At 50.2% G+C, this 13,821-nt stretch carries 10 protein-coding genes; 4 read left to right on the plus strand and 6 right to left on the minus strand.

Annotated features, from left to right (window positions below; translation table 11 throughout):
- The first annotated feature begins 439 nt into the window (after positions 1-439).
- Complete coding sequence (gene aroA / locus AC27N8_RS28155) at positions 440-1,795, plus strand: 3-phosphoshikimate 1-carboxyvinyltransferase (RefSeq protein WP_487071690.1); 1,356 nt, start codon at positions 440-442, stop codon at positions 1,793-1,795.
- Positions 1,796-1,891: 96 nt separating this feature from the next.
- On the opposite strand, the gene AC27N8_RS28160 is transcribed toward aroA, so the two are convergent.
- Positions 1,892-5,038, minus strand: coding sequence for an SdrD B-like domain-containing protein (locus AC27N8_RS28160; RefSeq protein ID WP_487071692.1), 3,147 nt, complete (start codon positions 5,036-5,038; stop codon positions 1,892-1,894).
- Between the two features lie 548 nt (positions 5,039-5,586).
- Positions 5,587-6,351, minus strand: a complete 765-nt coding sequence (locus tag AC27N8_RS28165) for a nucleoside phosphorylase (protein ID WP_487071694.1) — start codon at positions 6,349-6,351, stop codon at positions 5,587-5,589.
- Positions 6,352-6,587: 236 nt separating this feature from the next.
- Here AC27N8_RS28165 and AC27N8_RS28170 point away from each other — a divergent pair, with 236 nt between their 5' ends.
- A complete protein-coding gene (locus AC27N8_RS28170) occupies positions 6,588-6,851 on the plus strand; it encodes a hypothetical protein (RefSeq protein ID WP_487071696.1) in 264 nt (87 codons plus the stop codon).
- 86 nt (positions 6,852-6,937) lie between these two features.
- Complete coding sequence (locus tag AC27N8_RS28175) at positions 6,938-8,221, plus strand: radical SAM protein (protein WP_487071698.1); 1,284 nt, start codon at positions 6,938-6,940, stop codon at positions 8,219-8,221.
- 84 nt (positions 8,222-8,305) lie between these two features.
- Here the strand turns inward: AC27N8_RS28175 and AC27N8_RS28180 are convergent, their stop codons facing one another.
- On the minus strand, positions 8,306-9,292 hold the full coding sequence (locus tag AC27N8_RS28180) for an aldo/keto reductase (protein ID WP_487071700.1): 987 nt from the start codon (positions 9,290-9,292) through the stop codon (positions 8,306-8,308).
- A gap of 180 nt (positions 9,293-9,472) precedes the next feature.
- On the opposite strand from AC27N8_RS28180, the gene AC27N8_RS28185 reads away from it, so the two are divergent.
- Entirely contained in the window at positions 9,473-10,324 is an 852-nt protein-coding gene (locus tag AC27N8_RS28185) for a helix-turn-helix transcriptional regulator (protein ID WP_487071702.1), read from the plus strand.
- A 43-nt stretch (positions 10,325-10,367) separates the two neighbouring features.
- Here AC27N8_RS28185 and AC27N8_RS28190 read toward each other — a convergent pair whose 3' ends face one another.
- Genes AC27N8_RS28190 through waaF form a run of 3 tightly spaced genes read right to left on the minus strand, consistent with a single transcriptional unit; the run spans position 10,368 to position 13,734 of the window.
- Positions 10,368-11,555: a glycosyltransferase family 9 protein gene (locus AC27N8_RS28190; RefSeq protein ID WP_487071704.1), complete on the minus strand. Its 1,188-nt coding sequence runs from the start codon at positions 11,553-11,555 to the stop codon at positions 10,368-10,370.
- 12 nt (positions 11,556-11,567) lie between these two features.
- Complete coding sequence (locus AC27N8_RS28195; protein WP_487071706.1) at positions 11,568-12,404, minus strand: GNAT family N-acetyltransferase; 837 nt, start codon at positions 12,402-12,404, stop codon at positions 11,568-11,570.
- Positions 12,385-13,734, minus strand: coding sequence for a lipopolysaccharide heptosyltransferase II (gene waaF / locus AC27N8_RS28200; protein WP_487071708.1), 1,350 nt, complete (start codon positions 13,732-13,734; stop codon positions 12,385-12,387). The genes AC27N8_RS28195 and waaF overlap by 20 nt, the downstream gene beginning before the upstream one ends.
- Positions 13,735-13,821: the final 87 nt, after the last annotated feature.

Consider the following 13,821-nt stretch of genomic DNA (forward strand, 5'->3'; position numbering starts at 1 on the left):
TAAATAAGACGATTATAACAGAGGAGAAACTAAAATTCAATTATGTGGTATGTTCAGGTAAAAATCAGTTGTAAAGTGAAAATAATAAGTGCAAAAATAAATTTGAATTGAATAGCATTGAAATAATATATTTTTCTATAATAAAAGTGAGAAGAGGAGATGTATCGATCGTGATTTGCCATTGACCTGGATAAGATCGGCTCTCTCGACAATGCTCTATGATGTGGATTACAATGAGTCAAGGTGTCGTGCTTAATTAAGCTCCTTACATGAGCTATTAGTATGACGTGTTACTATAATCACTTATCAATTTGCGGTTCTTGTGTCCTTGCATTGTCTGATCTGATAGTTGTAATCGCCGAATTTGGCCATTGATACACTTGCACTTGCATTGTCTGACGGAGAGGCTCAAGAAATTTTAACTTTGTGGAAAGAATGAATGAATAATAAACTTGTCGAGCCTGTAGTACAAAAGTTGTTTATTGCGCCATCAACCCTGCTACCTGCACAACCAGAAGTACCATCCTCCAAATACTACACCTTGCGCTATGTATTGGCTGCGACCCTGGCTCAGGGGGAGAGCCGCATTATCCTGCCAGCCTTTAGTGATGATAGTGATGCTCTTTTTCGAGGCTGCCGCGCTCTTGGAGCCGAATTAACCTGGGAAGATGAGCAAAAAAGTATTCTCATCGTGCGCGGAGTAGGATATCCTCGGAGCGCTGGTCCTGTCACTATCGACGTTGGGAACGCTGGAGCTGTATTGCGCTTGCTGCTTGGTCTGGGTGCCGTTTTACCCGATGTAACGTTTGTCACTGATCATCCCGAGTCTTTAGGCAAGCGTCCTAACCGTGAGTTACTGGAAGCTCTGACGACTTTAGGCGTCGTTTGTGAAGCAACAGGGCCTGAGGGATACTTGCCGATCACACTGCATGGGGAGCAGATTCATGGTGGCCATGTTACTATTTCAGGGGCACGTAGCTCGCAATATTTGAGTGCTTTACTCTTTCTTGCTCCTCTGCTGCCTGCTGGTCTGGAGATTGATGTGGTCGATGGCCTGAAGTCTCAGCCGCTGGTGTATGCCACGCTTGATGTCTTGCACGAAGCGGGGATCACTGTTCTCTATGATGATGGCTTGCAGCATTTCAGTATTGCAGCTGGACAGCAATATCAGCCACGCACCTATCATATCCCGGGTGACTATCCATCAGCGGCGGCTCTTCTTGCAGCCTACGCCGTCTCTAACGATCCGACTAGCGAACTGCGATTGTCGCGCCTGCGTCAGGGCGATGAAGTCGGCGAGCCGTTACTCCACGTCTTTCAGCAGATGGGCGCGGATCTCCATATCGATGGCGAAAATATCACGTTACGAGGTGGACGTCGCGTGCAGGGCTTCTCCCTGGATGGCGATCCAATTATTGACTGTATTCCGGCTCTCGTTGCGGTTGCCTGTTTTGCCGAAGGGGAGAGTATCATTTACAACATTGAAAGCCTGCACTATAAAGAGTCCGATCGCATCAACGACCTCTGTGCCGAGTTGCGTAAGCTGGGATGCGATGTCGAGCCACAGCAGGATGCGATTATCATTCAGGGGCAACCGCAAGGGATTGAAGGTGGCGTGACCGTTGATGGACACAATGATCATCGCGTTCTGATGGCTCTGACAATTGTGGGCCTGCGTAGCCGTCGCGGTCTGACCCTGACTGGCGTTGAACATATCGCCAAAAGTTATCCTCGCTTTTTCGATGAACTGCGCCGTAGCGGCGCTGATATTCACCCTGTGGTTTCTCATCAATAGTAATTTATTGTCTACAAGCTACTGATCGCAATGATGAGAAGATCCAGTGCAGTTCAAAAGATGAGCCGCACTGGATCTTTTGGCTTTCATATTGATCTACTTTCTCTGTCGATGCTGGTTATGCTGATGATGGTTGTCCTTACATTGATCATCCTGTTGCTGTTTGCATGCATGATGGTGATGATGATAGTTTCCGCATTGATCATCCTGTTGCTGGGTGCATGGATGGTTTTGAGGATTATTGATAGGCTGATCGTGCGGGGTATGTGGCTGATGGCGCGGATCATGTAACTGATAGTTGTGTTCCAATGCTATGATCGTTGCTATTAGCGGCGGTACGGGGGTGGAAAGTGGTACGGCTGTTGATTCTGGTATCGGCGTGGATAGTGGTGTGATCGTTGCTTCTGGTATCGGTGTGATAGGTACCGGTATCGGCGAGACATTGATTGCTGCATATCCAATATTACTGGCTGTCGTACTATCATTTGGTGTCAGCAGGGTGGCTGTGTTAACAAAATCAGGTACCGCATGTTGTGTCAGCTTGCCTGTCAGGGAAATTGGTGGCAGGGAATTTCCGGGCTCGATCGGATAGGCTCCGGTATAGGTCGCAATTAGCGTGGCTGGACTGATCTTACTGCTGAGCGTCACGTTCCAGCCATTTTCAGAAACAGTCAGATTGGTTAAGCCTATTGGGAGCGTATCGATCACTGTAATAGGATTTCCTGCTACGACCGGTCCATGTGCGGCCTCTCTGTTATGGGTCGTCAGGATATAGTTGACGTTCTGGCCTATGTGATAGTTGCTACCAGTTATGATCTTGATTAAAGACATACTGGGCTTATGGGCAAAACCAACATCGAAGGTGTGATCATTTTGACCAGGCGAGAGTGCCTCAATTGCGATCTGTGGATAGTTACCGTTGCCAAGAGGTTGATCAGCGATTGGCAGTATGCCTTTGGAATTAATGCTTGCATTGTTTCCTTGCATGGCCGCCGTGAGTTGAAGTCCAGCCATTGCTCCATTGGCGGCGTAATCGGCTGGATTATCCAGCTTTATAACGTGAGCTACATAAGGAGCAATCCCGGCAGTACCATTTTCTGTCACGTTGGATGCGTTAAAGTAGTAGTTTCCGTGCTGATCCGTGATGGTTGTGCCAAGTGAAGTGGTCCCATCGGCAGCATAGAGGTGTATTGTTGCGCCTGCAATAATCGGTTCACCAGGGTCCTGAATGCCATTGCCGTTGTTATCCATCCAGACACGATTACCAATCTCAAGCGGTGCGGGCTCAGTGAGGGCGACTAAGGAGCCTGTACCATTCGCTTTCCCAAATCTGCCTGGTTCTAAATTGCTATAAATCTCGTAGGCCATGGCATTTCCGTTTAACAGCTCAATCGCTCCAGTAGCATTATTATAAACGCGTGTTCCACCGGCAAAGTATCCACTCAGAGGATCATAAACGGTATTCATCACGCCTGGAAAGCCGGGTATCTGTACCGCTCCACCTAAACTTATATAATCGTGAGCGAGAAAGATGGCGTCGAGCAACGGAGGTACAGTGTTCTGCTGCTGATAATAATATTCACCACTACCAGGACCACCTGCATTATTTGTTCCATTTGTGGTAATGCTCCCGCATGTAGCATCGCTTTCAAGTGTCCAACCGCTAGCAAGATCCCCCGGCGTATTCAAGCACGCTCGCAAGAGATCGCCAGCGGTCCGAGCATTGATCCCGAGATTAAAGGGAAGATTGTATCCACCTTCATCGCCGATGCGGTCACGTAGACCAAGTATCAGGTTGCCATTGTCAAACGTAAGTGCCGTCAACATTGGCATTGGATAGCCGGAATGTCCAAACCTTGGATAAGAAATAGTATGGTTATACTCCCATGGTAGCCAATTTGCAGGGTGAAATTGGTGGCAATTTGCAAAACGAGCGCCATCGTAACAGAGGCGGGGATAGGCTAGGTTTGTGATCTCGAAGACGGGCGTAGGATTGAACTTATGAATCGTGGGAGAGTACGCAAAGACGTAGGCATGAAGATCCGTTTTCTGCTGTGTTGTCTCTGCTGAGCAGACGGCTCCTACATAGATGAGATTATCGTGAGCGGTCACGGCAAAGGGACGAAAATTTATATTCGCGTCCGGACAATCGGCCGCTTGAGGAATTGTGATGCCATGCGGAGTACCCACTGTAATCGCAGTAGGAGAAGTACCAAGTGGAATGCTGTAGAGCTGACGGTCAAACAGGTTGACCGCATATAAAATTGAATTATCTTCTGACATCGCTAGTCCACCGATGCCCACCTTGCCAACAGCATCATAGGCAGAATAATCTGGCAGATAGTTGCCCGCAGGATCGTGTGGATCGGCTCCTGCATTCAATGTAATCAATGGTGCTGTCTCCACTGCTGGCGTTGTGCTGTCGGCTCCAGAAATCAGATAGATACTACCAGGATTACCACCGGGTTTATATGCTGCCAACTGTTTAGTATAAGTCGCTGCAAATAAGCTATCGCTGCTGTTTCGATATGCCAGCCCCCAGGTTGTTCCTAATTGTGAGGCATTGGCCAGCGTCGTATAGGGGGCCGTTTGGATTGAATCATATGGGAAGCGTACAAGTACCGAGTTACGCTGTGTCTGATCTCCCTGAATGTAATTGGATGTGGCCATGTTCGGATTGGGCTGGCTGTACTCGCTTGGACGCTCAATGCCCAAATTGACCGTATTGATCGCCTGTAGACCATCCACAAACGCTACCGTGGTACCATCCGTTGCTCCATGCACTGATGGATAATATCCAATCAAGGCAGGCACCGTCGAGAAGCTTCCAAAGTTACTAAACTGTACGCGCACCGGACCTGTACCAGCAGGAATGACAATCGCGTATTGACCAGGGATATGGGCGATAGTTGTGCTGGTGGTTCTACTCACGACTCGATTGTTGACATCAGAGGCTGTAACAACAACGCCATTAATGCCCGGTTCATGAATATTTTGAGTCCCATTTTGATTATAGTCATCAAATACAACGCCATCGATGAGATAAGGAGTTGAAGATAATGCTGCGTGTTGTTGTTTGGTGGAGTGTGCCTGTGCAGGCATTCTTGGAGCGAGTATTGTCGTGAGGTTGCTCAGAAGCATGAGAGTCAGACAAAATCCGCGTATCACTCTGCTTAGAATGGATAGGCTGAACCTTGATGCTGCCTTATATTTTTTTATGCTGGGATCAGACACTGCTTTCATCTTTCTTTTCCATAGAGGGAAAATTCAGGAATACAAATAGCAAGAGTTTCTTTATACAAGAAGCGTTAATGGATATTTGCTTGCTTGTTAGCTCTATTTTAGTATAGAAGGGCTCTCAAATATGTAGGAGTACTGGAAGGGGTTGTTTTCGACTTTAGATAAGCATATGGCTCCACTGAAGAGGTCAAGCAAGCAGACGTAGCGCCGTGGTCTTGTGCCCGGCGACCAGTTCACGTACGTAACGTTCAATTTTGTTACTCAATGTCGAAAGAGGAGAAAGATTTTCATCGTATGATCGTTCTGCCTGGTATTCTTGTCCAAAAATACAGGCAATTGTGTATATGTAGTGAACTGGTCGCCGGGCACAAGACCACGGCGCTACGTTGGCGAGCATTTGCGCCTGATGCCAAGAGAGCTATTGGCTGACTGAAGTGTATTGTGGTCAAGCCGACGCCGCTACGTCGGCTGGCCTAGATGCCTGACACATCGCGATCAAGCGAATTGCGCAGGATCATCCGGGTTGGCTGGACCACGGCGCTAGGACATATCTACAATTGCAGGCATGCCTCGGCTGCCAGCCAGAAGAGCTTTTCGCGCACGGAGGTCTGAGTGATCCAGTTGCGAGAACTCCAGGTTTCGCTGCCGACATCGTCGCCTCCATACAAGATCTGTGCGAACTCGACATGACGAAATTGCGCGACGGCGAAAAAGGCCGCAGCCTCCATATCAACTGCCAGACAGCCTTCCTCTCGACGTTGTTTTACTTTCAGTGGGGTTTCACGATAGATAGCATCAGTCGTCCATGTTTTTCCGCGCACATATTCGCAGTTGTGCTTCTGAAGCACCTGCTCTATTGCATCGACCCCGCGCTGACTCGCCATTACTTCCCTGCCCGGTGGTAAATAATGGTAGGATGTTCCCTCATCCCTGATCGCGCTGATTGGAACAATCACATGACCGACCGCCAGCGTATTATCGAGTACGCCCGCGCCCCCGCAGGCCACAAATTTGGTCGCCCCAAGTGCAATGGTTTCTTCCAGGATGCCGGCTGCCAGTGGAGCTCCTACGCCAGGATGCGCTACTGCCAGTCGTTGTCCATCTATCTCTATTTCGTAGATGGGATGAGGTCCAAGTTCGCTGCGCAGGCGATGGATGATCCGTGCCTGATGCTTGTGAACTAGTTGGGTGATGACATCTTGAAAGAAACAGATCACAGCATGCCTGGGGATATCGATTTTTTGCACAAGGCTGTGAGGTTCTAAAAGCGCGTGTGGATTGCTATCGAACTCCAGTATAGGATAGTCCTGTGGCATTGAATAGTCCTTCGTCTCTACCTGTATTGACAAATATTAGCGTGCAGAAGCTGGATAAATCGGGACGTTTTCGGTGTCGGGTATAGCAAAATTTGTAATAGAATGATACAATACTTTTCGGTCATAAAGGATGCTATTTCTGATTGTCTGGTGGGTGTGCTATTTTTGCATTCAGCCGAAAGGATAGAAATTTGTACAGGTTTAAGGGCTTTGATAGCGCTATCTGTGGAGGAAGTATGTCCGCACTAGAGGCTATCATCAATGCCTGGATGGATGAGGAACACCCACGCATTCGGCATATGAGTCAGAGTGTTCGCGGTCAACATATTGTCTTAAGCTTTGTCTATGAGGATGTTGGCACGCTGGAGCAACGCATCTCGACGCAGCAGGCAACTACCATTACCGGTGCCTTCCCGCGTATTTTTGACGAGGACCTGACCGAAGATCGGCCAACGAGCCCAAGCATTCCTGCGACCCCACCTCCGATGCACTTGCACTAAAAATCTTTTCGCGAGCGATCGATCCGACGATAGCCGGCAACAAAAATATTCAAAGCAGATCATAAGGGAAATTAATAAGGACAAACATGGCGACTCCATATCTACTCTATGTAACACCAGAGGGCGAGATCCTCGAAGACACACGCTTACAGGCGCTTTCTTTTGGAGATCATCCTTTAAAAGCGAGCGATCTGATTCCGCTCCCCGATGGGGTGACTCTTTCCATGATGCCAGATCGTCTGGCTGTTGGGCAGAAGCGTTCGGGACAGCGACAGATCCTGCCCGCATCGCGAGGCTGGGCGGTGGCTGCTCTTTTGCCGATTGGTTATACGCGCACCTTATTGCCGGCCTACGAAAAGGTGCCTGATACGGAGCCGTTACCTTTCTTTGGGTATAGCGCTGTGGCTGGTATGAATGGCAAGCTGTATGTCGCAGCTGTGAAGACGGATGAGATGCGTAAATGGCATCCGCGCTCGTTTCCGCCACAGAAATTAGAGCGTCTGGTGCGTGCGAAGCAGGAAGCCTATCCAGAAAATCGTATCATCGGACAGCATGCGCATTGTGCCCTGGACTATTCCTGTCCCACGGCCAGTAACTTGTTCTTCGAGCGTTGGGAGATGGCGATTGCGGTCTCTCCGAGCTGTAACGCACGCTGCGTTGGATGCATCTCCAAGCAGGAAGAAGAGGATCTGATCTCGCCTCAGGATCGTTTAACCTTTGTGCCTTCGGTTGAGGAGATCGTTGAAGCGGCGATCGGACATCTGGAAAAGGCCGAGGATGCGATTGTAAGCTTTGGTCAGGGTTGTGAAGGTGAGCCGCTCCTCCAATGGCCGAGGATCGCCAAAGCCATCAAGGCTTTGCGCCTCAAGACCGAGCGCGGCGTGATTAATATCAACACCAATGGCAGCAATCCGCGCTGGGTTCAGCATCTCTACGACGCCGGTCTTGACACTATCCGGGTGAGCACGATCTCTGGTCATACAGAGACCTATGATGCTTACTATCGTCCTCTGGGCTATACTTTTGAGAACGTCAAAGAATCGTTGCGACTTGCTCACGACGCAGGCGTGTACAGCTCTATCAACTTGCTCTGCTATCCCGGCCTGATCGATCGTGAACGCGAAGTTGAGGCATTGTTGACCTTTGTGCGCGATACCCACTTGAAATTGATCCAACTGCGTAACCTCAATATTGATCCTGAAGTCTTCCTGCCGCGTATGCCGGACTTCAATACGATGGGTAAGGCGCTGGGCATGCGTAAGCTGATCGATATCCTGAAGCAAGAACTGCCGGACGTCGAGATCGGTAATTTCAGTCGCCCGATCAGCCGTCCGGCACAACAAACTTCGTTAACTCCCACGCTTTCGTAATGTATTGGGTTATTTAATAACTTGCTTGATCTTTTGGGGGAATGCCGATTCTCCCATTATTCTCCCATTTTGTTGGTTTGCCCATTACCATTGAGGCATCATAACGGCTGGATATCGACTACCAAATGCTCCGTGAGGTAAGATTTGGTGTATGCGGTCGAGATCAGCCTGATTGAGTATGACGTCCGCCGCCGCCACATTTTCCTCCAATCTGATAGGGCTGCGCGTTCCAGGAATCGGCACAATATCCGGCCCCTGTGCGAGCAGCCATGCGAGTGCTAATTGCGTTACTGTGATACCTTTGGATGCTGCGAGCTCCTTGAGTTGTCCTATGGCCTGGACGTTTGCTTTGTAGTTTTCCCCTTGCCAGCGCTCGTCGAAGGTACGCATATCGCCTTCGGGATATTCGTTTCCTGGCTTGACGGTGGATGTGAGAAAGCCCCGTCCCAGTGGAGAGTAGGGGACAAAGCCGATGCCCAACTCGCGGATCACGGGTAAGATATCTGGCTCGACGTCGCGTTCGAAGATTGAGTATTCTGTCTGTAGCACGGAGACTGGCTGTACTGCATGGGCTCGTCGGATAATATCTGGTCCGGCCTCACTGAGCCCGAAGAAGCGCACCTTGCCCTCGTTGATGAGCTCTTTGACCGTGCCAGCTACATCCTCGATTGGTACGTTCGGATCGACGCGGTGCTGATAGAGCACGTCGATATAGCCTGTTTTTAGGTAGCGCAGGCTGTTCTCTGTGACCTCGCGGATATGTGATGGTCGGCTGTCCGTCGCTATACCGATTTTCTGTGGATCGGACAGGTCGAATCCGAATTTGGTGGCTATTACCACTTTGTCGCGGAAATCCTTGATGGCTTGACCGAGGAGCAACTCGTTTGATCCCGCTCCCATACCATAGAGTTCGGCCGTGTCAAAGAGCGTCACGCCGAGTTCGTATGCGTGGCGGATTGTGGCAATGCTCTGCTCATTATCGCTGGGTCCGTAGGCCATTGTCATGCCCATCGTGCCCAGACCGAGGGCTGAGACATCAAGTCCCTGTTGACCAAGTGTGCGGTGTTTCATGCTGATCTCCTGTGAATTATCGCTCTGATATAACTTGTATTCTTTATGTGCACACGTTTTTCATTTGTCTCGATGCTATGATCTCGTGTGATAGAATTATGCAGTCCTTTTTGATTTCGAGCCAGTACTTAGCTTATCCAGGGATAAAAACTGTCAGGCTAGATAGGGAAAGAGGGAGCGATGAACGAGAACAAACGACGTCAGGAACTGGCGCAATTCTTACGCACACGACGAGAGCGGCTCTCGCCAGAACTGGCGGGATTGCCGGTTGGTTCGCGACGGCGCACACCAGGATTGCGCAGGGAGGAATTGGCACAATTGGCTGGGATTGGCGTGACGTGGTATACCAGATTAGAGCAAGGACAGGATATTGTCGTTTCTCCGCAAGTTCTAGAGAGTCTGGCCAGGGTATTTGATCTGAATGCAGATGAGAGAAACCATCTCTTTGTGCTGGCGCGAGAGCAGGTGCCTGCCTCTTCATATCCATTAGCGAGCACGATCAGTTCTCAATTGCAGGCTGTGCTAGACACGATGCACAATAATCCTGCCTACGTAATAAATCCTCGCTGGGATATAGTTGGCTGGAATCAGGCTATGCTCCACGTTTTTTTCGACTTTAATAGGCTTCATATTCATGAGCCTAATATACTGCGGGCCATGTTTCTCCATCCTGCGCAGAGGACATCATTCAAAGACTGGGAAAAAGAGTCGCGGATGATATTGGCCATGTTTCGTGCGAGTACCGATCGTTATGTTAGAGAGCCATGGTTCAAAGCTCTGGTTGCGGAGCTTCAGCAAACGAGCCCAGAATTTCGAGCATGGTGGCCGCAACACGACATCCAGTCAATGTATACAGGGCTAAAAGAACTGAATCATCCTTCGCTTGGGAGGCTGATCCTTCAAACAAGTACATTTCAAGTTGCCGATGCACGCGATCTCCAGATGCTCATTTTTACCGCAGCAGAAGCCGAGACTGAGAGAAAATTGCTCCAACTGACGTCGCCGCAGGAGGCTCAGCTTGCCGGACGGTGATGATCTTTTTTCATCGCGCTGAGCCATGTGGTTCTGCTTTGAGTTATAGACGATGCTCATTAACTGTGAGACGCTTATAGTTGCTGACATCCCGCAGCATTTTGCGAGCGGCTATGGCGACTGGATCCACCTGGAGCTGTGTGATGCAATCATGGGTGGAGCATCCCTCTGGCGTCCCCAGCAGATGGCCGCTATAGAAGCAGGGCATACAGGGCAGATCGAGGCGTACAATGGAGGCGCGTTTGCTGTTTGGATCGCCGGTATAGGGTCCCCAGGCCTCTGCGTTTGAGAGACTGAAAATAGCCACGGTCGGAGCTCCCACCGCGGCTGCCAGATGCATCACGCCTGCATCGTTGCCCACAAACACATCCACGAGTTCCAGGACCGCAGCAGTCGTTTTGATGCTGCCTTTCCCCGCCAGACTGCGTATGGGAACCTCTGACCTGACCTGACTGATGATCGTCTGGTGCAATTCTTTTTCCTCAGGACCGCCCAGTATGATCACTTGACCTCCGAAGTCACGATAGAGCGTATCGGCCAGCTGTGCAAAACGCTCGGGGGCCCAGCGTCGAGCGATACTATAACCACCGCTCCCCGGATGGAGAGCGATCAGCGGGCGAGCAATGGGCTCGTGCGTGTTATCGCTGCCAAAGACGATCTGTCGTGCCTGTTGGCGTTCTGTGTCGCTCAGGGGTAGGATCAGATGTTTGTCCTTGACGACTGCTCCCACAGCCTCGGCGATTGCCAACGCATAATCTGCTTCATGCATGGCTCCAAAGCCTCTATCCTTGACGCGTACATTGAGGAACCAGCCGTGACCATTATCCAGACCGACGCGCCATCGCGCACCCGTGGCACGCATCAGCAACTGATGCTTGAGACGTCCGAAGGGAAGCGTCAGATGATGCAAGAGCAGTACCGCGTCGTAATGTCCAGCTCTGAGTGTCTGCCAGAGCTCTTTGAGCCGTAGGAGCGTTTGAGGTCGCTTGATGATCTGCTGTGGACGGTCAAAGAGGTATTTGTCGAGCACGATGATGTTGTCGATGGCTCTCCAGCCGTTGAGTAGTCCTGCGGAGTCGGGCGTGACAAGCAGATCGATCTGCGCCTCCGGATAGGTGTCACGGAGCGCCTGTATCGCTGGTGTGGCCAGGAGCAGATCGCCTATGCCTGCCATCTTGACAAGCAGTATATGCGCATTCGGAGGTAGTTTTCTCTGTATGTTGTGCTGCATTGCTTTTATTTCTCAAGCATCTGCTGACGCAAACGCTAATCTATAATGGTGTAATTGACAATAATCTTGAAAGCCGAGACGTCGATAGAGTGCGTCGCTCATTTCTGTCGGTGAGAGAGTGACAAGGGCGTACCCATGTCTGGCTATTTCGCGCAGGATATGGTGGATTATAGTGGTAGCCGCCCCTTTTTTCCGTGCATGAGGTAGTGTTGCGACGCCGTATATGCCAGCCACTCCTTGATGTAAAAGAACGGCAGCCACCGTGACTGCCTGACCATCTTGCCAGCCGATATAGTGATGCCAGTGTGCATCATGACCAAAGCCACTCTGCATATATGTCTGATAATAATCTTGAGCGACGCGCTCCGTCGCATCGAAGCCGATTCTTTCAATGCTGCATTTTAGCAAGAGCTCGTCACTTGTAAGGACTTCCTTAATCTCGATGCTCTCGTTTTGTGGAGATGCGATGAAGGTGTCTGTGACCTTCATAATCATGCAGGTGGTGGTGGCTTTATGGCTGAGATTATGGATTTCTAGATAGTTGGCCAGGTCGGGTGGATTCGAGGTTGGACCAATACGCCAGCCGATCTCGCGTACCTGATGCGACCTGAACAGGTTGAGCGTTTCTTCAATGCGATTATCTATATAATCCTGCTCATCGTGTGTGAAATTTGTGAGCAAAATACCATTGGGACCCGTTGGGCCAGTGAGAAACCAGGTCAATTCATCATCTTGATGGAGCATACTACCTGCTAAGCTGCGACCAAAACAGGCCATCTCTTCGGCAAAGTTACCTTCTACTGCTGCCAGCAATCCTGGTTCTGAAAGACTATGAAAGATCTTGCTCATGCGACAATCCTTCTGCTGCTACCTGCTTCACTGCTGTAGGGAGTACGTGCTGCTGCTGGAGTTTGTTCTGTACCGCTTTGAATACCTGATCGGGTGAGATGTTTTTCATACATTGGGTCGTATAGAAGCGGCAGTCCGCTGGGAGTCCTTTGGCTTGATAGCAGGGACTACACCAGATTGTGTCGCGTAGGATCGTTGCCTGTGGACTGACTGGACCGCTCAAGCGTGGATCGGTTGGTCCATGAATGGCGATCAGATCGGTTTGCACTGCGCCTGCGATATGCATTGGTCCACTATCGCCTGTCAGTAGCAGATCGACGCGTTGTAAGAGCGCGGCTAGCTGTGTCAGACTGGTTTTTCCGGCCAGATTAATGGCCTTTTCGTGCATACGTGCGTTGATGGCGGCGATCAATGGCTGATCGTCTGGTGCGCCTGTAAAAAGAATGGTTGCCTGTGTCTCATGGATCAAACGATCGAGCAGCGTGGCCCAATATGGAAGCGGCCAGCGCTTGGATTGTCCATTATTTGCGCTGACGTGGCAGGCGATTAAGGTCGCTTCATGAGATATCCCCTCATGTTGCAGCAGGAGTTCGATCTCCTGGCGGGCTTGTGCTCCCACATGAAGCACCGGGATGCGGTCCGTGGGCTCGATAGTTGCTCCTGCGGCCTGTGCCAGCTGAACGCAATAATCGACCTCATGCAGATAGTCATGGGGAGCCCAGTGTTGTCCTGCCACATTATCGGTCATCAGACCTGGATAGCTCTCTTTTTCGTAGCCGAGACGTCGTTGAGCTCCACTAAAGACTGCCAGGATGGCCGCCCAGGGACCGAAGACGCTGATTGCCAGATCATATTTCCTGTCGTGGAGCTGTCGATAGACTTTGCGTGCCGTCCGCCAATTTCCCACTTTTAACAGGCTCTGCGGACGTCGCCAGATATTGGGATCATAGGTGATGATGGTATGTATATCTGGATCGCTGGCAATCACTTTGGCGCTGGATGGTAGGGCCAATATGTCGATCTCGGCCTGTGGATACGTTCGTGTGAGGATGCGTACGATGGGTAGAGATAAGACCAGATCTCCAATCAGATCCATGCGAATGATCAGGATACGTTTGGGCTGAAAATTTTGCGGATTCAGCTCTGGATACTTTTTTCCAGCACGTTGACTCCGTAATAGCGTGCCAAACCCGCTCATAAATAGATAAATGATAGTTAGAAGTGTCTTTTTACTGAAACGCACCATGGTGTTCCGCACCCTTTTGCGTACAGTCGGTGGTGGCGGATAACCATAGTCGTCTCTATTGTATATTGGTAATGCTCGTGCCATATTTTTATCCCTGATTGATTCATAGGAGATTTCTCCCTGTCATTATAGGAGGCGGAGCATGAAGTTGCAATCAAACGGTAGTTATGG

The sequence above is a fragment of the Dictyobacter sp. Z7_2 genome, assembly GCF_057551105.1.

What these genes read in the sequence shown, in the direction of transcription:
- AC27N8_RS28185 (WP_487071702.1), top strand. Translation starts at nt 9,473, where the DNA reads ATGAACGAGAACAAACGACGTCAGGAACTGGCGCAATTCTTACGCACA.
- AC27N8_RS28175 (WP_487071698.1), top strand. Translation starts at nt 6,938, where the DNA reads ATGGCGACTCCATATCTACTCTATGTAACACCAGAGGGCGAGATCCTC.
- waaF (WP_487071708.1), bottom strand. Translation starts at nt 13,734, where the DNA reads ATGGCACGAGCATTACCAATATACAATAGAGACGACTATGGTTATCCG.
- AC27N8_RS28180 (WP_487071700.1), bottom strand. Translation starts at nt 9,292, where the DNA reads ATGAAACACCGCACACTTGGTCAACAGGGACTTGATGTCTCAGCCCTC.
- aroA (WP_487071690.1), top strand. Translation starts at nt 440, where the DNA reads ATGAATAATAAACTTGTCGAGCCTGTAGTACAAAAGTTGTTTATTGCG.
- AC27N8_RS28195 (WP_487071706.1), bottom strand. Translation starts at nt 12,404, where the DNA reads ATGAGCAAGATCTTTCATAGTCTTTCAGAACCAGGATTGCTGGCAGCA.
- AC27N8_RS28165 (WP_487071694.1), bottom strand. Translation starts at nt 6,351, where the DNA reads ATGCCACAGGACTATCCTATACTGGAGTTCGATAGCAATCCACACGCG.
- AC27N8_RS28170 (WP_487071696.1), top strand. Translation starts at nt 6,588, where the DNA reads ATGTCCGCACTAGAGGCTATCATCAATGCCTGGATGGATGAGGAACAC.
- AC27N8_RS28190 (WP_487071704.1), bottom strand. Translation starts at nt 11,555, where the DNA reads ATGCAGCACAACATACAGAGAAAACTACCTCCGAATGCGCATATACTG.
- AC27N8_RS28160 (WP_487071692.1), bottom strand. Translation starts at nt 5,038, where the DNA reads ATGAAAGCAGTGTCTGATCCCAGCATAAAAAAATATAAGGCAGCATCA.